The 16,354-nt window shown below is 46.6% G+C and carries 18 protein-coding genes; 5 read left to right on the top strand and 13 right to left on the bottom strand.

What is annotated here, in order from left to right:
• Window positions 1-35: 35 nt before the first annotated feature.
• The 3 genes from rraA to efp all read right to left on the bottom strand — a co-directional run bounded on the left by rraA (window position 36) and on the right by efp (window position 2,232).
• The gene (rraA, locus tag VNE01S_RS17150; RefSeq protein WP_053396558.1) at window positions 36-557 is read right to left on the bottom strand and encodes a ribonuclease E activity regulator RraA; all 522 of its coding nucleotides are present in this window, start codon (window positions 555-557) and stop codon (window positions 36-38) included.
• 76 nt (window positions 558-633) lie between these two features.
• On the bottom strand, window positions 634-1,551 hold the full coding sequence (locus VNE01S_RS17145) for a 1,4-dihydroxy-2-naphthoate polyprenyltransferase (RefSeq protein ID WP_053396565.1): 918 nt from the start codon (window positions 1,549-1,551) through the stop codon (window positions 634-636).
• Between the two features lie 114 nt (window positions 1,552-1,665).
• On the bottom strand, window positions 1,666-2,232 hold the full coding sequence (efp, locus tag VNE01S_RS17140) for an elongation factor P (protein WP_053396557.1): 567 nt from the start codon (window positions 2,230-2,232) through the stop codon (window positions 1,666-1,668).
• Between the two features lie 33 nt (window positions 2,233-2,265).
• On the opposite strand from efp, the gene epmB reads away from it, so the two are divergent.
• Complete coding sequence (gene epmB / locus VNE01S_RS17135) at window positions 2,266-3,288, top strand: EF-P beta-lysylation protein EpmB (RefSeq protein ID WP_053396556.1); 1,023 nt, start codon at window positions 2,266-2,268, stop codon at window positions 3,286-3,288.
• A gap of 124 nt (window positions 3,289-3,412) precedes the next feature.
• Here epmB and pfkA read toward each other — a convergent pair whose 3' ends face one another.
• The 3 genes from pfkA to VNE01S_RS17120 form a co-directional block, all read right to left on the bottom strand.
• Window positions 3,413-4,375, bottom strand: a complete 963-nt coding sequence (pfkA, locus tag VNE01S_RS17130) for a 6-phosphofructokinase (RefSeq protein WP_053396555.1) — start codon at window positions 4,373-4,375, stop codon at window positions 3,413-3,415.
• Between the two features lie 270 nt (window positions 4,376-4,645).
• Window positions 4,646-5,554 (bottom strand): CDF family cation-efflux transporter FieF, encoded by a 909-nt coding sequence (gene fieF, locus VNE01S_RS17125; protein WP_053396554.1) that lies wholly within the window; start codon window positions 5,552-5,554, stop codon window positions 4,646-4,648.
• A 110-nt stretch (window positions 5,555-5,664) separates the two neighbouring features.
• Window positions 5,665-6,168, bottom strand: coding sequence for a CpxP family protein (locus VNE01S_RS17120; RefSeq protein WP_053396553.1), 504 nt, complete (start codon window positions 6,166-6,168; stop codon window positions 5,665-5,667).
• Between the two features lie 185 nt (window positions 6,169-6,353).
• On the opposite strand from VNE01S_RS17120, the gene VNE01S_RS17115 reads away from it, so the two are divergent.
• From VNE01S_RS17115 to trmL, 4 genes are all read left to right on the top strand, one after another.
• On the top strand, window positions 6,354-7,040 hold the full coding sequence (locus tag VNE01S_RS17115; RefSeq protein ID WP_053396552.1) for a response regulator: 687 nt from the start codon (window positions 6,354-6,356) through the stop codon (window positions 7,038-7,040).
• Complete coding sequence (cpxA, locus tag VNE01S_RS17110) at window positions 7,040-8,422, top strand: envelope stress sensor histidine kinase CpxA (protein ID WP_053396551.1); 1,383 nt, start codon at window positions 7,040-7,042, stop codon at window positions 8,420-8,422. The genes VNE01S_RS17115 and cpxA overlap by 1 nt, the downstream gene beginning before the upstream one ends.
• A 77-nt stretch (window positions 8,423-8,499) precedes the next feature.
• Window positions 8,500-9,117: a superoxide dismutase gene (locus VNE01S_RS17105; RefSeq protein ID WP_053396550.1), complete on the top strand. Its 618-nt coding sequence runs from the start codon at window positions 8,500-8,502 to the stop codon at window positions 9,115-9,117.
• Window positions 9,118-9,224: 107 nt separating this feature from the next.
• Window positions 9,225-9,704 (top strand): tRNA (uridine(34)/cytosine(34)/5-carboxymethylaminomethyluridine(34)-2'-O)-methyltransferase TrmL, encoded by a 480-nt coding sequence (gene trmL / locus VNE01S_RS17100; RefSeq protein ID WP_053396549.1) that lies wholly within the window; start codon window positions 9,225-9,227, stop codon window positions 9,702-9,704.
• A gap of 69 nt (window positions 9,705-9,773) precedes the next feature.
• On the opposite strand, the gene trpS is transcribed toward trmL, so the two are convergent.
• The 7 genes from trpS to aroK form a co-directional block, all read right to left on the bottom strand.
• Entirely contained in the window at window positions 9,774-10,790 is a 1,017-nt protein-coding gene (gene trpS / locus VNE01S_RS17095) for a tryptophan--tRNA ligase (RefSeq protein WP_053396548.1), read from the bottom strand.
• Between the two features lie 116 nt (window positions 10,791-10,906).
• Window positions 10,907-11,593, bottom strand: a complete 687-nt coding sequence (locus VNE01S_RS17090; RefSeq protein ID WP_156309896.1) for a phosphoglycolate phosphatase — start codon at window positions 11,591-11,593, stop codon at window positions 10,907-10,909.
• Window positions 11,594-12,265, bottom strand: coding sequence for a ribulose-phosphate 3-epimerase (gene rpe, locus VNE01S_RS17085; protein WP_053396547.1), 672 nt, complete (start codon window positions 12,263-12,265; stop codon window positions 11,594-11,596).
• A gap of 103 nt (window positions 12,266-12,368) precedes the next feature.
• Entirely contained in the window at window positions 12,369-13,196 is an 828-nt protein-coding gene (locus VNE01S_RS17080) for a Dam family site-specific DNA-(adenine-N6)-methyltransferase (RefSeq protein ID WP_053396546.1), read from the bottom strand.
• Window positions 13,197-13,263: 67 nt separating this feature from the next.
• On the bottom strand, window positions 13,264-14,721 hold the full coding sequence (locus tag VNE01S_RS17075) for an SPOR domain-containing protein (protein ID WP_053396545.1): 1,458 nt from the start codon (window positions 14,719-14,721) through the stop codon (window positions 13,264-13,266).
• 91 nt (window positions 14,722-14,812) lie between these two features.
• A complete protein-coding gene (aroB, locus tag VNE01S_RS17070; RefSeq protein ID WP_053396544.1) occupies window positions 14,813-15,916 on the bottom strand; it encodes a 3-dehydroquinate synthase in 1,104 nt (367 codons plus the stop codon).
• Window positions 15,917-15,946: 30 nt separating this feature from the next.
• Window positions 15,947-16,354 (bottom strand): shikimate kinase AroK (aroK, locus tag VNE01S_RS17065; RefSeq protein ID WP_061781656.1); only part of this gene is annotated, 408 nt, incomplete at its 5' end.

The raw sequence follows: 16,354 nt of genomic DNA, 5'->3' as shown, positions 1-16,354 counted from the left end.
AAACACCGGCTACTGCCGGTGTTTAGAGATTCATTTTAGCCATTGATGACTTCATCATCTTCTGCCACTTCAAGTTCCACATCAAGCGGCTCTTGGGACAGAATCACACCGGTATTATCGGCGTAGAGATAATCTTCAGGAAGGAAGGTAACGCCACCGAAGTTTACTGGGATATCGACATCACCAACACCTTGCGACACCGCACCAACGGGGATCGAGGCAAGCGCTTGGATACCAATACTCATATCTTCCAGCTCATCAACTTCACGAACACATCCATAGACAACAATACCTTCCCAGTCATTTTCTTCGGCTAGCGATGCTAATTCAGCATCGATCAAAGCACGACGCAGGGAACCACCACCATCGATCAGCAAAACTCGTCCTAAGCCATCTTGCTCTAGGACTTCACGGATGAGACCGTTATCCTCAAAACACTTCAAAGTCGTGAGCTGCCCGGCAAATGAAGCACAGCCGCCAAAATTACTGAACATAGGCTCAACAACATCTACTTGTTCAGAGTAAATGTCACATAAGGCAGACGTATTGTATTCCATCGTGTTCCTTCCCATAGCGTTCATTGTCTTCATCGAGTATATCGAGACATTAAGTCATTGCAATGACAAAGATAGATCAACTCACCAGAGTTTGAGCTATAACAACTCCAGCAAATAGGATGTTTGTCACTAGTGAGCACTTCACAATAACTGGCATCATAGGTGCAATGTGCGCTGGTTGCTCTGCAAGCCAAACAGCCCGAGCGTGTTTATAGGCCACTAACACGCTTAAGAAGAATGGCAAAGAAATCCACCAAGGGCCTGGGTGAAGCATTAAATACACGAGGAAAGCAACGAGTGCCCCCGCCAGCAAGACAGAGTGGTAGTACTTCGCTTTTTTTTGTCCAAGCCGAACCGCGACCGTCCGCTTACCGCACTCTTTGTCGTTTTCAATATCACGCATATTGTTGATATTGAGAACAGCCACTGCCAGTAACCCACACCCTACTGCGGGTAAGGTCAGTAGCGGCGCGACAACGCCCGTATGCAAAAAATATGTTCCCGCGACACCTAATAGGCCGAAGAAAATAAAGACAGAAATATCCCCCAAACCGACATATCCATACGGTTTATTACCCACGGTGTAAGCAATGGCGGCAATGATCGCCAATACGCCTAAGCCAATAAAAGCCAAAATGCTATTAAGGCTTTCTAACGCGTAAAACACAAGCACCAACCCTGATGCCATGGTCAGAATAATATTAATGACAATGGCCTGTTTCATATCACGCAGTGATACGCTGCCTGATTGAATAGCACGAACTGGCCCTAGTCGTTTTTCGTTGTCCGTCCCTTTGACCGCATCACCATAATCGTTGGCTAAATTGGAAAGGATTTGCAACAGTGTGGCAGTCAGAAACGCCAGTACGGCCACAATGAACGAAAACTGGTGGGTAGAATAGGCAAGTACGCTGCCCGTTAAAATCGAGACCAACGCCAGAGGTAGCGTTTTTGGTCGTGCGGCTTCAAGCCAAATACGTAAGGACTGTTTCATGATCATCAGTTTAACCACAGGGCACGAATTAAGAATTGTGGCACATCAAACACCAGACTGAAAAACAAAAAAGGCCACCGAAGTGACCTTTTTAGCAGTTTTGGCAAGCTGTACTTACTTCACTCGACCAACGTATTCGCCATTACGTGTATCTACTTTGATCACTTCGCCAATAGAGATAAACAGAGGAACACGAACAACTGCACCTGTAGTTAGAGTTGCAGGTTTACCGCCAGTACCCTGAGTATCACCTTTTAGGCCAGGGTCTGTGTCTGTCACTTCTAGCTCAACGAAGTTTGGTGGAGTCACAACGATTGGGTTGCCGTTCCATAGCGTCAGCATACAAGTGTCGTTTTCTACTAGCCATTTAGCGCTCTCACCTACCGCTTTCAGGTCCGCAGCGATTTGTTCAAATGTTTCGCTGTTCATGAAGTGGTAGAATTCACCGTCGTTGTATAGGTAATCTAGGTCGATATCCATTACGTCTGCCACTTCAACAGTGTCACCAGACTTAAATGTTTTCTCTAGAACTTTACCTGAAAGCAACTTACGGATTTTAACGCGGTTGAACGCCTGACCTTTGCCTGGTTTTACATACTCGTTTTCGAGAATGACACAAGGCTCATTATCAAGCATAATTTTAAGACCGCCTTTGAATTCATTCGTGCTAACAGTAGCCATTTTTTCCTCTTACCATTCTTCGAGTTAAAATTAATGCCGCACATAATAACCCGAAAAGTTGATTCTGTTGAGCAAAACTGGCTCAAACAGCTAGCGAATGGGATCTCCGATCCTCTAAAACTGCTAGAACAGCTAGAAATAGATCCCAAACCTTGGCAACACGGGTTTGAAGCACGCAAGCTTTTTGCACAGCGTGTGCCGCAAAGTTTTGTTGATAGAATGGAAAAAGGCAATCCATTTGATCCACTTTTGCGTCAGGTACTTCCCTTAACGGAAGAGTTTGAAGTACACCCAGGTTTCTCCAACGATCCGTTAGAAGAGCAAAATAACGCGATCCCAGGTTTGCTGCACAAATACCGAAACCGTACCCTGCTGATCGTAAAGGGTGGCTGTGCCATTAACTGCCGCTACTGCTTCCGCCGTCACTTCCCTTATCAAGACAATAAAGGGAACAAAGCCGCTTGGCAGCAGAGTCTGGACTACATTGCTCATCACCCAGAACTCAATGAAGTGATTCTTTCCGGTGGGGATCCTTTGATGGCGAAAGATGATGAGATCCAGTGGTTGGTCGATCATATTGCTGACATACCGCACATCAAAAGACTGCGCATTCACTCCCGTTTACCCGTCGTGATCCCAGCCCGCGTCACCGAGCAACTCATCAAAGTGTTGGCAGAGACTCGACTACAGGTGATTTTGGTCACCCATATCAATCATGCGCAAGAGATTAACCAAGAGCTGTCTATGTCACTGGGTAAATTGAAGCAAGTCGGTGTCACACTGCTGAACCAAGGCGTGATGCTCAAAGGTGTCAATGACAGTGTCGAGGCTCAAGTGGCACTCAGTGAGTCTCTGTTTGATGCGGGTATACTGCCTTACTACATGCACGTACTCGATAAAGTACAAGGCGCGGCTCACTTCTTTATCTCGGACGAGATGGCGAAAAGTATTATGGCTGGTGTCATTGAGCGTGTATCCGGTTACCTCGTTCCGAAGCTAACGCGTGAAATTGGAGGGCGTAGCAGTAAAACGCCGCTCGATCTGCATCTAGAATAATCATAGCAACAAGAAAGATTTGTTCGATAGCCGTCTTCATTGACCAACCAGCCACGCTGCTAACATACAAAAAAACCACCTAAGTTTAGGTGGTTTTTTATCACTTCAGACAAATCATCGTGTCTTAGAACAGCTCTTCTGCAACCTTGTACAGATCGTGGCGCACTGGACGCTTCATGTTCTCAATCGCATCGATGATGTCATGGTGAACCAGTTGCTCTTGCTGGATACCAACACAACGACCACCGTGACCTTCAAGAAGCAAATGCACCGCATAGTTACCCATGCGCGACGCTAAAACACGGTCAAACGCTGTCGGACGACCGCCACGCTGGATGTGACCAAGCACTGTAGCACGTGTTTCACGGCCAGTTGCGTCTTCAATTTCTTTCGCCAGCTCATTGGCATCCATCATTAGCTCAGTAAGCGCAATGATCGCATGCTTCTTACCTTTTTTGATGCCGTCTTTGATGTTGTTGACTAGTTTCTCTTTATCAAGGCCTGTTTCTGGTGTGATGATGTACTCACAACCACCAGCAATTGCCGACATAAGAGTAAGGTCGCCACAGTGGCGGCCCATGATTTCAACAATAGAAATACGTTGGTGTGATGAAGAAGTATCGCGTAGGCGGTCAATGGCATCGATAACAGTGTTCAGGGCGGTTAGGTAACCGATAGTGTAGTCGGTGCCGGCAATATCGTTATCGATGGTGCCAGGTAGACCAATACAAGGGTAACCCATTTCTGTCAGCTTTTTAGCACCCATGTAAGAACCGTCACCACCGACAACAACAAGTGCGTCAATGCCATGTTCTTTCAGGTTTTCGATCGCTTTTTCACGAACGGCTTCATCTCTAAACTCAGGGAAACGCGCAGAACCTAGGAAAGTACCACCTTTGTTGATCACGTCTGATACGCTTGAACGATCAAGCTTCTCGATACGGTTTTCGTAAAGGCCTAAGTAACCGTCTTTAACACCGTATACTTCCAAGCCTTCCGTTAGTGCAGTACGAACCACGCCACGTAGTGCTGCGTTCATGCCTGGTGCGTCACCGCCACTTGTCAAAACACCGATCTTCTTAATCATGCTCACCCTCGATTTTTGGAAATCTTATTTCAATTTTTACGTTGGAGGCTTACGAAAGCCTCTGACAAAATTCTATTAACTGCGCAATATGTTACCTTTCCCAACTAGGAATACTACTTTTATTTGCAGCTAATTATGTAACTTTTCTACTTATGTAAGAGTATTACAGTTTTGCAAATTAACTAATTTGATACACGTCAGGATCACAGTAAAAATTCTCAACGATGAAAAGATAGTCGATAACCATCACTTTGTCTCATGCTGCTTTTATTACCAACCTTGCGATTTCTGCTCTCTTTCTGGGCCAAAAACCACCGAATAGGGATCCTGATGAATTAAGACATCGGCGCCAGGAAAACGCTCAAGCAAACTGTCTTCAACCAAATCAGATATGCGATGTGCTTCAATCAATGGGATTTGATCTTCCAATTCCAGGTGAAGCTGGACAAAACGAGTGGGGCCAGACATTCGAGTCCTAAGCTGATGCACCCCAAGCACCCCTTCAACCGATAAACAACATTCACGTATCTCTTTGAGTTCGCTATCAGGCAACTTTCTATCAAGTAGGGTTTGCGTGGCTTCTTTGACCATTTTAAAGGCGCTGAAAAGAATGTAGCCACCGATACCAATCGCGAATACTGCGTCGGCCTGACCTATCCCAAACCAGCTTAAACCTAACGCCAACATGATCGCCGCATTCATGTAGAGATCCGATTCATAGTGCAAAGAGTCTGCTGCGATCGCTTGGCTACCGGTTCTTTTCACCACGTACTTTTGAAATCTAACCAGAGCGAATGTCACCGCTATTGCGAACAAACTGACGTAAACACCGTATTCAGGTGATTGAAGTGCATGGGGTCTGAAGAATCGGTCAACACCATTCAAGATAAGAAAGACGGCTGACCCTGAGATGAACATCGCCTGAGCAAGCGCCGCAAGTGACTCGGCTTTGCCGTGACCAAAGGTATGCTCTCTATCTGCAGGTTGCAACGAGTAGCGAACTACAACAAGGTTGACCAATGACGCGGCAATATCGAGCATTGAGTCGATCAATGATGCGAGTAGGCTTACCGAGCCAGTCACCCACCAAGCGCCAACTTTCACCACTAATAGAAGTGTTGCTACTATCGTTGCTGTCCAGGCAGCCATAGTAACCAAACGTGCATATTCTTGTTTCATAAAGCAATTCAGTTTCAAACGAATTCTTTAAGTATAACCTCTCAAAGATTGAATAAAAATGAAACAAGAAAGGCGACTGTTGCGTCGCCTTTTTATTACATGATATTTACTTATTTATCAGCATTCATACGGTTTTTCATTCTGTAGTCACACTCCCCGACGCGCTGGTTGTGCATCTCAACAAACTTCGCTTTCTGTTCTGGCGTTAAAATACTGAGCATCTGATGCTGCCTTTCCATCATTTGCACTCTGCGCTCACTTTGCTGCTCAACCATTTGCTTAGCCAGCTCATTAGCCGCCGCTTTATCAAAATCATCAGCGAGCATCAACGCGTGCATTTGATCGCGATGGGCCTGCATTTCTGCGCGCATGGCTTCATAATTGCCTTTAAAGTTATTCTTTCCGGCTCCACGCATTGCTCGTAGTTTTTCTTGCTGATCTGAAGTGAGATCAAGCTGGCGCATCATGCCACGTTCAAAACCTATACCACTGATACCACAGTCATCGTTCGGGCCTCGGTGATGGTTTTTTCCACCGTAAGCCAATGCGCTCGCCGTACCAAGCGTTAGTGGAAGAACAACAGCAGCCAATACCAATTTTTTTGCAGTTTTCATAATCATACCTTTCAAATTTCGTGATTGAATGGATCTATCTTTACAGCGCTTAACTATAGATTACGACTTCATATGTAAAGTGGCGTTGAGGAAGAGTAAATGAACGTAAAGAGTAAAAATTAAGCTAAATATGACTGGAGTTTCCCAGTACTATAAAAGGTATAGAACTTAATAGAGACGTTTTCATGGCACACATACTTTTAATTGATGATGATACAGAACTCACCAGCCTGTTAAACGAGGTGCTCTCTTATGAGGGCTTTATTGTATCTGAAGCCAATGATGGTGAAGCCGGGTTAGCCGCCCTGACTCCAGACATCGACCTCATTCTGCTGGATGTCATGATGCCAAAACTCAATGGCATGGAAACGCTAAAACGCTTACGAGAACAATGGGAAACCCCCGTCCTCATGTTGACGGCAAAAGGGGAAGAAATAGACCGCGTGATCGGATTAGAGTTAGGCGCGGACGATTATCTACCCAAACCGTTTAGTGACCGTGAACTACTGGCTCGTATCCGCGCTATTTTACGCCGAACTCAACACAGCACTCACACCAAACACAGTGATTACATCCAGTATCAAGATCTTAAAGTGTACCCTGGCAAATTAGAGGCATACTGCAACGATCAACTGCTCGATCTTACCACCACCGAATTTGCTCTACTCAATCACCTAGTACAGAATCCGGGTGAAACACTGACAAAAGAAACACTAAGCATGGATGTGTTAGGTAAACGACTATCAGCGTTTGACCGCGCTATCGACATGCATGTCTCGAACCTACGTAAGAAGTTGCCAGAAAGAGCGGATGGAAAGCCTCGAATAAAAACGCTCAGAGGACGTGGTTATCTTCTGGTTGAGGAGGATTAATGCGACTCCCCAAGATCAGCAGTCTATATGGGCGAATTTTTGCGATTTTCTGGTTCACCATGTTTTTGGTATTGCTGGCCGTGTTAGCACTGCCGCACCTAGATCCGCGTAAAGCACGCGATATTCCTCCAGAGCACTTCCAGCGCATGCTGGAAGCGAAAAAGAATATTGAACAACGTTATAAAAACAGTACCGATTTAGGTCGGATCATCTTTGAATTAGAAGGGGGCAATCGCTCTCATCGGGATGGTCGGCCTCGTTACTTTTTAACGGATGTAGAAGGTAATATTCTGACCACCCGCAGCCCGAAAGATTTTAAGTTAAAAGCACTGCGCAATTTCGTTACCACCATCGATGGTCCAGAAAGCCCAAAACAAAAACTCTATGGACGCTATTTGGTCGCGGGGCCGCTTCCCATCGTTTTGGCCAATCAAGATTTGCTGATCTATGTGGGTTTTAAGTGGAATGAGCCGCCACCATTTTTGTTAAGAATGTTCGATAGACCTTTCCAACTCTTACTGGCGGTCATGCTGGTCAGCACACCGCTGCTGCTCTGGCTGGCTTGGGCTTTAAGTCAGCCGGCACGAAAGTTAGAGCGCGCCGCGCAGCGAGTCGCAAAAGGCGAGTTTGCGGTGGATCCTGAGTTGGAAAAAGGCACCTCAGAATTCAGGCAAGCAGGAGCGAGCTTCAATCAGATGGTTGAAGCCGTCAATCAAATGATCTCTGGCCAACAACGTTTGCTGTCCGATATCTCACACGAGCTGAGATCGCCTTTAACCCGTCTACGCATGGCAACAGCGCTTGCGACTCGTAAACAAGGAGAAAGCCCAGAATTAACGCGTATCGACACAGAAGCGCAGCGACTCGAAAAAATGATCAGCGAACTGCTTGAATTGTCACGCATGCAAGTGGATAACCATATCAGCCGAGAAGAGCAGCCCATCGCCAGTTTATGGGAAGCGATACTGTCTGATGCTCAATTCGAAGCTGAGCAAATGCAGAAGACGCTCACGTATAACGAGATTCCAGAACGGAAGATATCTGGTAACCCTAAGCTCCTGATGAGTGCGCTCGATAACATTGTGCGGAATGCCATCTACTATGGGGAAGATGTCATTCAGATCACGATGACCGAATACGACGATCACCTCCTGATCACCGTCGATGATAATGGCGATGGGGTTCCGGAAGATGAACTGGAAGCGATTTTCAGGCCGTTTTATCGCGTCTCGACCGCCCGTGATCGACACAGCGGTGGAACAGGACTCGGTATGACTATTACTGAAAGTGCTGTTCGTCAGCATAGCGGAACCATTAAAGCGAAGCGCAGCGCACTGGGTGGTCTATGTGTGGAAGTCATCCTTCCATTGGTCATCGAATAATAACCTCACCAAAAATACAGTTGATAATAAATCTCATTATCATATAAAGTAAATCCTTCAATTATGGAGGATTTACTATGTCTCACGTTTTCCCAGACCTGCCCTACTCTTATGACGCACTTGAACCATATATCGATGCCAAAACCATGGAAGTGCACTATAGCAAGCATCACCGCACCTACTACGACAAATTCATCACCGCAATTAAGGGATCTGAGCTAGAGAAAACCCCTCTGAGTGATATCTTTAAGCATATTTCCAAACATCCACCAGCCGTCAGAAATAACGGTGGCGGTTATTACAACCACATTCTTTATTGGAACTGCATGTCACAGTATGGCGGCGGCGCACCCGACGGTGACTTGGCTGACGCTATCATTGAGCATTTTGGCAGCATTGCGCAATTCCAGCAGATGTTTGCTGAAGCCGCAGTCAATACCTTTGGCTCAGGATTTGTTTGGCTCATCGTTCAAGATGGCAAACTGGCGATTACTTCCACCAGTAATCAAGATAACCCTCTGATGGATGTCGTTGAAGCACAAGGCGAACCGATTCTTGCACTCGATGTGTGGGAACACGCATATTACATTAGCTACCAAAACCGCCGCCCTGAATACGTTGATGCATGGTGGAATGTGGTGAACTGGGATGCCGTCAGTGAAAACTACGCCGTTGCGCTAGCCCAGCATGCGTAACTGTATAAAAAGCCGGAACACAATCTAACAGTGTCAGACTTGGCGGCCTAAGCAAGCCGCCTTATACTTCTCGTCTCACATCCATCAGCAGATAAGACACTAACACTATGTTCGATATCGCCCTATACGAGCCAGAAATCGCACCCAACACCGGTAACATTATCCGCCTTTGTGCGAACTGCGGCGCTAACCTGCATTTGATTGAGCCACTAGGGTTTGATTTAGAAGAGAAGAAAGTACGCCGCGCCGGCTTGGACTACCATGATCTGGCCCGAGTTACTCGCCACAAAGACTACCAAGCCTTTATTGAGTATTTAGAAAACGAACGCAAAGACGGTTACCGTATTTTTGCTTGTACGACGAAAACGACGGGTCATCATGTTGATGCCAACTTCCGACAGGGAGATGTGTTGCTGTTTGGCCCAGAAACGCGCGGACTGCCTGCCGATTTGATTGACAGCATGCCGATGGAACAGCGTATTCGTATTCCAATGATGCCCGACGCGCGCAGCCTGAACCTTTCAAATGCAGTCGCCATCATTGCCTTTGAAGCTTGGCGTCAGATGGGCTTTGAAGGCGCCCAATAAACAGAGCGATAGAAACCAAAAATCCCGGCCATGACAGCCGGGATTTTTAATAGGACATTCGCGTATTACTTATGGACGACCCACAAAACCAACCGCTTTGTATACTTTCTCTAGCGTAATTGCTGCACGCGCTGAAGCTTTCTCTGCGCCTTGCTGCATGACTTCGTTCATGTAAGCGCGATCGGCACGAATACGGTGGAATTCAGATTGGATTGGTTCAAGCATTGCCACAACCGCTTCACCCACATCTTTCTTGAATGGACCGTACATTTCAACGCCTTTGTACTTCGCTTCAATCTCTTCAAAGCTCATACCCGTCGCCGCAGAATACAGGCCCATTAGGTTTGCGATACCGGCTTTGCTCTCAATATCATGGCGGATACTCGGTGGTGTTTCCGTATCAGTTTGAGCTTTATTGATCTTCTTGATGATCGATTTAGGGTCTTCCAACAGAGTGATCACGTTCTTACGGTTATCATCCGATTTCGACATTTTCTTCGTCGCATCCTGAAGACTCATGACACGAGCGTTCACCTTTGGAATGTAAGGTTCAGGAATCGTGAAAATTGGGTTCTCTGGTGAGTAAATGTTGTTAAAGCGAGTCGCGATATCACGCGCTAGCTCTAAGTGTTGCTTCTGATCATTACCCACTGGTACTTGGTTCGCTTGGTACAGCAGAATATCAGCCGCCATCAGCACTGGGTAACTGAATAGACCCGCGTTGACATCATTCGCGTAGCGAGCGGACTTGTCTTTAAACTGAGTCATACGGCTCAGTTCACCCATTTGGGTGTAGCAGTTAAGAAGCCAACCTAGCTGAGCATGCTCTGGTACGTGTGACTGAACAAATAGCGTGCTCTTTTGCGGATCAACACCAACTGCAAGGCAAATTGCGAGTGCGTCTAGTGTCGCTTCATGTAGTGCTTTCGGGTCCTGACGAACCGTAATCGCGTGAAGATCCACAACGCAGTACTGGCAATCATAATCATCTTGCATCTGCTGCCATTGACGTAGAGCACCCAAGTAGTTACCGATACTTAGTTCACCTGACGGTTGAACACCACTCAATACAATGGGTTTGCTCATGGGAATAATTCCTTTGACTTCTTAGCTTAATAAATGAAAAAAACCGTGTGAGTTCTCTTCACACGGTTTACTCAGTGTACTCATTAACAAGTATTTTGGAAGATCTTTTGTTGCAACTAAGCCGAAACCGCTACAACGTCGACCAAATCTGCGATGATGTCCGCGACAAAGTCTGGCTTAGACGCCGAAATTGGCTCACCGTGGTTATAACCGTAAGTCAGGCCAAACGAGTAACAACCCGCATTCTTCGCTGCCAAAATGTCGTTTTTAGAGTCACCGACCATCAGCATTTCTTGCGGCTGACAGTTATGTTTCTCCATCAACCAGTTTAACGCGACTGGGTTTGGTTTCTTCTCTGGGAACGCATCGCCACCCAAAACATCAACAAAGAACTTATCAATGCCATGTTGCTCTAGGATCTCTGGAACAAACTTAGACGGTTTATTGGTGACTAGCGCCAGCGTGAATCCAGCTTGTTGCAGCTCAGACAACGTCTCTTTCACTGCTGGATATAGATGGCTGAGTTTGTGACCACTTTTGTCATAAAAGTCATCAAACAGCTCGCGAGCTTTTACCAGCAATTCACTGCTCAGTGCCGGGTCGATGGTCATACTTTGACTTAATGCGCGACCGACAAGAACGTCTGCACCGTTACCAACATAATCACGCACTTTCTCTTCTGAAACGCCTGGGTAGCCTAGCGCTTGTACGGCTTGGTCTGCCGCAACAGCAAGATCGGGCACGCTATCTAAAAGAGTGCCATCAAGATCGAACGCGATCAGTTTAATATTGTTAGAAATCAATTAATTTACCTCTGCTAATTGTGCTCGCATTTGGTCAATCACTTCCTTGTAATCCGGCTGACCGAAAATCGCTGAGCCTGCGACGAACATATCCGCACCCGCTTCTGCGATTTCTCTGATGTTGTCTACCTTAACGCCACCATCGATTTCCAAGCGGATATCGCGGCCAGACTCGTCGATCATCTTACGCACTGCGCGTAACTTGTCTAATGTATTTGGAATAAACGACTGGCCACCAAAACCTGGGTTGACCGACATCAGCAGGATCATGTCCACTTTATCCATGATGTATTCCAAGTGCGCAAGCGGAGTCGCCGGGTTAAGAACCACACCCGCTTTACAGCCGTGCTCTTTGATGAGCTGAAGGGTACGGTCAACGTGATCGGACGCTTCGATGTGGAAGGTGATCATAGATGCGCCAGCTTTAGCGAAGTCAGGCACGATGCTGTCGACAGGTTTCACCATCAAGTGAACATCAATCGACGCGGTAATGCCGTAGTCACGCAGCGCTTTACACACTGGTGCACCGAAAGTCAGGTTTGGCACGTAGTGGTTGTCCATAACATCAAAGTGAACCACATCCGCACCGGCTGCGAGTACTTTTTCGACATCCTCGCCAAGGCGAGCAAAGTCTGCAGACAGAATCGATGGAGCGATAAGGAAATCTTTCATACCTGACCTCTAGAATTAATTGGCATCATTGCACTGGATAAGAGTTGAGCGCAATTCTACCTAAGCTAGCAGTCAGATGGTAGGTGAAGAAAGAGAAATGTGATTATACGTTATCGACAGGTTTGAAGAGGGCCAGCAGCTCATCCACTTTATTGCGCCCTGCGCCATTACGGCTGATGGTACGCTTTACCTTGACAACATTGAGGTCCGCGCCATGATACAAACGGCGTGTTAGCGTCGTATCGTGGTTAGAGATAAGCACCGGAATTCCACGTTCAGTGGCTGCTTTCTCCGCAATATCCGCTAGCGCAGCTTGGTCATCTAACGTAAAGCCGTTACCTGCATAGGAAGTGAAATTGGCGGTCGTTGAAAGTGGTGCGTAAGGTGGATCGCAATACACCACGCTGCCTTTACGTGCGCGTGAAAACGTTTCAGGATAACCTTCACAGACAAACGTGGCCTTTTTGGCCTTTTCCGCAAAAAACTCCAACTCAGCTTCTGGGAAGTAAGGCTTTTTGTATGAACCAAATGGGACGTTAAAGCCACCTTTTTTGTTATAACGGCATAACCCGTTAAAACCGAATCGGTTCATGTATAAAAAGGCCAAAGAGCGAAACATGACATCGTCTGTGGCATTAAACTCTGCACGGAAGTGCAAGTAGGCCTCTTTGCGGTTGTTTTCCGGCGTGAACCAACGTTTCGCTTCGACAATGTATTCTTCTGGCTTCTCTTTTAGCAAATTGTAGAGATTGATCAGATCGGGGTTAATATCCGCCAGCAAATATTGCTCGTAATTGGTATTAAGAAACACCGAACCAGCACCTACGAACGGTTCTACCAGCTTACGCCCTTCAGGCAAACAACGCTGAATATCTTCGACAAGTCCGTATTTACCACCCGCCCATTTCAGGAAGGCACGCTGCTTCTTCATCTATTGCTCTATCTATCAACCAAAAACAAGGCTGCGGAATGTAACATATTTTGCATTGAATCTCCGACTATTTTCCTTGCTCTATTTCACTCTGAACTTGGCTCAGCGATTTTGCCCAAGGATCTGCCTGCTGCAACGCTTTTGGCAGCGTAGCTACCGCATCACGCGCAGTTTGTATAGTTGGAAAGTTATCGTAGGTCACGATGTACCAATCAACGTCATCGCGAACTGTCGGATAAATATAAATTTTCTCCGTTAAGTCATATTCTTCAAGGAAGGCTTTTACTTCTTCTAGCGTAGTCACAGCCGCTAGTTGCAATGTGTAACTGCGCGGAGAAAACTGCGCTAATTGCTCGCTTGTAAAAGAAACTTGGGGGCTAGGTTTGGCAACCGACTGGACGATCTCTTTGTTAACTTCTGGCTCCACAACCTCAGCAGCTTGCTCAACCTCAGGCTTTGGAATAGAGTCTTCGACCACTTTATCAATTTTACTGGTATCGACAGAGTCCGCGCGACCTTCCAGCAAGGCATCAACGACTTCTGAGTTGATCACAACACGTTGCTGCTGAAGTTCAGAATCACCGACTGTGGACACTTCTTTGGTTACTGACGGCGGCAAAGCGTGTGAGTCATCTTCACTAGCAATATCGTCGAGATCGTCATTCTCAGGCAGTGTCGGAATCACAGTTTGTTCCACTGTGCTCGTGATTTGGCTGGCTTTATCATCAGGAGATGGCTGTGACATTAACCACCAATACCCGCCACCAATCAAAGCCAGCAAAGTGAGTACCACTAAAGCGATATTCAATGGCGAGCCGACGATCGATCGAATAATGATCCTTTTTTCCACGCTATAATCTCCCAAGGCCATGATCTCTCCGGGACGACGCGCAACAGAGCGGTAGGCATGGCGCACTCTTTTTTCCATGTCGTCCTCAACAAAGCGGATCACCAGTTGCTCAAAAAAACGGTCCGCTTCTTGTTCTCTAAACGTTTCTATCTCTAAGTTGATCGGCTTTTGTGCTTGACCGTAGCTAAAACGCGTTAATAGAGCATCGATCTTTGCTGCGGCTTTGGCCTGCACAAATAACAGGACATTAACCGTCCACAGCGGGTTTTGTTGCGCTTCCAGTACCAACACCCAAAGCTCAGAGATAAACGCATCTGAGAGCAAATGTGCGTCATCTATAGCAATAACTATATCGCAAGTTTTGCCCTCCATCAGGTGAACAAACGATTCAGCAATACTATCAGCAGGATTAAAAAGTGGTTCAGAGACGAGTTGGGAAAGGAGCATCACTCTGCGCTGCGAGTCATCCTGAGCCGCAAAGTTAATCAATAAGGCCTGGTTTTTCTCCGGAGCCCAAACTTCTAAATAACGCTGAGCCAGCCAAGTTTTACCCGCGCCTTTCTCTCCAGAGATGGTGACAAGGTTGGAGCTGAAGTGGGTCAGTAGTTGCAAACGTTCAAGCAATTCCGACTGAGAGTCTAACTCCAAAACATGTGAATTTAGCACCATACCCATGAGATCCTTGAAAAATAAATCGATAAACCAGCTTACGTGCCCTTTGCGCTTATATTAACAACGCCAGTAAGCTGGTTAACAGACAGCAAGATTATAAACCGCGACCAAAATCAATCGCTTGCTCAATGATGGATTCTGGAGTGCCCTTCACGACTTCGGCAGTCCCAATACTGGTTGGAAGCACCAATCTGAGTTCACCTGCCAACACTTTTTTGTCACGCATCATGTGCTTCATGAAATCGGCAAACATCATTTGTGCCGGAGTATGAACGGGCAGCTGAGCTTTTTTGAGTAAGTTGATCATTCTCTCGAGTTGTTGCTCTGAGATCAAACCTTGCAGGTGGGCCGTTTTTGCCGCCATCACCGTCCCGGCAGATACCGCTTCGCCATGTAGCCAGTTGCCGTAGCCAAGCTCCGCTTCAATCGCATGGCCAAATGTATGGCCAAGGTTAAGCAGAGCGCGAATGCCAGACTCTTTCTCATCTTGCGCGACCACTTCCGCTTTAATCTGACAGCATCGCGCGATGGCGTAAGTCAGGGCTTGTTCATCTAGGGCATAAAGCTTGTCTAGGTGTTCTTCTAGCCAAACGAAAAACGCTTCATCGTAGATGATGCCGTACTTAATGACTTCCGCAATACCCGCAGCAAACTCGCGTTTAGGCAATGTCGCTAAACAATCGGTATCGATAATAACCGACTTGGGCTGATAAAAGGCCCCTATCATGTTTTTACCGAGTTTGTGGTTAACCGCTGTTTTACCACCAACGGAAGAATCGACTTGTGATAGCAGCGTAGTCGGGATTTGGATGAAATCCACACCGCGTTGATAACAAGCCGCCGAGAATCCGACTAAATCGCCAATCACACCACCGCCAAGGGCAATGATCACAACATCACGGGCGTAGCTCCCTTCCAATAGGTAACTCATCACCGTATTGAAAGTATCCAGCGATTTGTATTGCTCTCCATCAGGCAGTTCAAGCAATGAGGCTTCACAACCTTGCTGTTCGAGAAGGTAAAGGATTTTATCAGCGTACAAAGGTGCGACAGTCACATTACTGATCACCACCACTTTTTGTTTGGCTGATTGTTGGAAATGATTAAGGAATGAAAGGTGGGCCGGATCATTAAATAATCCGGCGCCAATTGAAATGGGATAGCTACGTTCGCCTAAGCTGACCGTAATCCGTTCCATGGTGCGTCTCCAGTTGCTAAAAATTACGTCTTAACGTTCTTCTAGCATTTTTACAATCTGGTTGGCTACCACTTTTGCACTTTGATCGTCTGTACGTACCGTGTAATCTGCAATTTCTTCGTACAGTGGGTTACGCTCTTCTGCTAGACTTTCCAATACTTCACGTGGATTGTCAGTTTGCAGCAGAGGACGCTTCTTGTCACGGTTAGTTCGTGCAAGTTGCTTTTCGATAGTTGTTTCAAGGTACACAACAATACCGCGAGCAGATAAACGATTACGATTTTCTTTGCTCTTGATTGAGCCGCCGCCTGTCGCAAGTACGATACCTTGCTCATCAGTCAGATCGTTAATCACCTTCTCTTCGCGAACGCGGAAGCCTTCTTCACCTTCAACATCAAATACCCAAGCGATATCTGCACCTGTACGCTCTTCGATCAC

Source organism: Vibrio nereis NBRC 15637 (genome assembly GCF_001591105.1).
GTDB lineage: Bacteria > Pseudomonadota > Gammaproteobacteria > Enterobacterales > Vibrionaceae > Vibrio > Vibrio nereis.
This window is presented reverse-complemented; position numbering and strand designations above follow the sequence as displayed.

What these genes read in the sequence shown, in the direction of transcription:
- rraA (WP_053396558.1), bottom strand. Translation starts at nt 557, where the DNA reads ATGGAATACAATACGTCTGCCTTATGTGACATTTACTCTGAACAAGTA.
- VNE01S_RS17145 (WP_053396565.1), bottom strand. Translation starts at nt 1,551, where the DNA reads ATGAAACAGTCCTTACGTATTTGGCTTGAAGCCGCACGACCAAAAACG.
- efp (WP_053396557.1), bottom strand. Translation starts at nt 2,232, where the DNA reads ATGGCTACTGTTAGCACGAATGAATTCAAAGGCGGTCTTAAAATTATG.
- epmB (WP_053396556.1), top strand. Translation starts at nt 2,266, where the DNA reads ATGCCGCACATAATAACCCGAAAAGTTGATTCTGTTGAGCAAAACTGG.
- pfkA (WP_053396555.1), bottom strand. Translation starts at nt 4,375, where the DNA reads ATGATTAAGAAGATCGGTGTTTTGACAAGTGGCGGTGACGCACCAGGC.
- fieF (WP_053396554.1), bottom strand. Translation starts at nt 5,554, where the DNA reads ATGAAACAAGAATATGCACGTTTGGTTACTATGGCTGCCTGGACAGCA.
- VNE01S_RS17120 (WP_053396553.1), bottom strand. Translation starts at nt 6,168, where the DNA reads ATGAAAACTGCAAAAAAATTGGTATTGGCTGCTGTTGTTCTTCCACTA.
- VNE01S_RS17115 (WP_053396552.1), top strand. Translation starts at nt 6,354, where the DNA reads ATGGCACACATACTTTTAATTGATGATGATACAGAACTCACCAGCCTG.
- cpxA (WP_053396551.1), top strand. Translation starts at nt 7,040, where the DNA reads ATGCGACTCCCCAAGATCAGCAGTCTATATGGGCGAATTTTTGCGATT.
- VNE01S_RS17105 (WP_053396550.1), top strand. Translation starts at nt 8,500, where the DNA reads ATGTCTCACGTTTTCCCAGACCTGCCCTACTCTTATGACGCACTTGAA.
- trmL (WP_053396549.1), top strand. Translation starts at nt 9,225, where the DNA reads ATGTTCGATATCGCCCTATACGAGCCAGAAATCGCACCCAACACCGGT.
- trpS (WP_053396548.1), bottom strand. Translation starts at nt 10,790, where the DNA reads ATGAGCAAACCCATTGTATTGAGTGGTGTTCAACCGTCAGGTGAACTA.
- rpe (WP_053396547.1), bottom strand. Translation starts at nt 12,265, where the DNA reads ATGAAAGATTTCCTTATCGCTCCATCGATTCTGTCTGCAGACTTTGCT.
- VNE01S_RS17080 (WP_053396546.1), bottom strand. Translation starts at nt 13,196, where the DNA reads ATGAAGAAGCAGCGTGCCTTCCTGAAATGGGCGGGTGGTAAATACGGA.
- VNE01S_RS17075 (WP_053396545.1), bottom strand. Translation starts at nt 14,721, where the DNA reads ATGGGTATGGTGCTAAATTCACATGTTTTGGAGTTAGACTCTCAGTCG.
- aroB (WP_053396544.1), bottom strand. Translation starts at nt 15,916, where the DNA reads ATGGAACGGATTACGGTCAGCTTAGGCGAACGTAGCTATCCCATTTCA.